Raw genomic sequence first — 1077 nt, forward strand, 5'->3', positions numbered from 1 at the left:
CATCTGTTCGGCGATCTTCATGGCCTCCTCGATCAGGGTCTCCACGATCTTCGACTCCGGCACCGTCTTGATCACCTCACCCTTCACGAAGATCTGACCCTTGCCATTACCCGAGGCCACACCCAGATCCGCCTCCCGAGCCTCCCCCGGCCCGTTGACGACACACCCCATCACCGCCACCCGCAACGGCACCTCCATACCCTCCAGACCAGCCGTCACCTCATCCGCCAGCCGGTACACATCCACCTGCGCCCGCCCACACGAAGGACACGACACAATCTCCAGCCGCCGCTCCCGCAACCCCAGCGACTCCAGAATCTGCATCCCCACCTTGCACTCCTCAGCAGGCGGCGCCGAAAGCGAGACCCGGATCGTGTCACCGATCCCCTCGGAGAGCAGCGCACCGAACGCCACCGCCGACTTGACCGTCCCCTGGAACGCCGGACCCGCCTCGGTGACCCCCAGATGCAGCGGATAGTCACAACGCGCCGCCAACTGCCGGTAGGCGTTGACCATCACCACCGGATCGTTGTGCTTCACCGAGATCTTGATATCCCGGAAACCGTGCTCCTCGAAGAGCGAGCACTCCCACAACGCCGACTCCACCAACGCCTCCGGCGTCGCCCTGCCGTACTTGCGCAGCAGCCGCTTGTCCAGCGACCCCGCGTTCACCCCGATCCGGATCGGCACCCCCGCATCCGAGGCAGCCCCCGCGATCTCCTTCACCTGATCATCGAACTGCCGGATATTACCCGGATTGACCCGGACCGCCGCACACCCCGCCTCGATCGCCGCGAACACATACTTCGGCTGGAAATGAATGTCCGCGATCACCGGAATCTGCGACTTCCGCGCGATCGTCGCCAACGCGTCCGCATCATCCTGCGTAGGACACGCGACCCGCACGATCTGACAACCCGACGCCGTCAACTCCGCGATCTGCTGAAGAGTCGCGTTCACGTCGGAGGTGACGGTCGTGGTCATCGACTGGATGGAGACCGGCGCGTCACCACCGACGGCCACTGAGCCGACCTGGATCTGCCTGCTCCTCCGCCGGTCGGCGAGCTTGATCGGGAC

General features: G+C 65.0%; 1 protein-coding gene. It reads right to left on the minus strand.

Annotated features, from left to right (window positions below):
* Positions 1–1077, minus strand: a 1077-nt coding sequence (ispG, locus tag LHJ74_RS34055; protein WP_260222236.1) for a flavodoxin-dependent (E)-4-hydroxy-3-methylbut-2-enyl-diphosphate synthase, incomplete at both ends; no start/stop codon positions are given.

The organism is Streptomyces gossypii, assembly GCF_025165795.1.
Classification (GTDB): Bacteria; Actinomycetota; Actinomycetes; order Streptomycetales; family Streptomycetaceae; genus Streptomyces; species Streptomyces gossypii.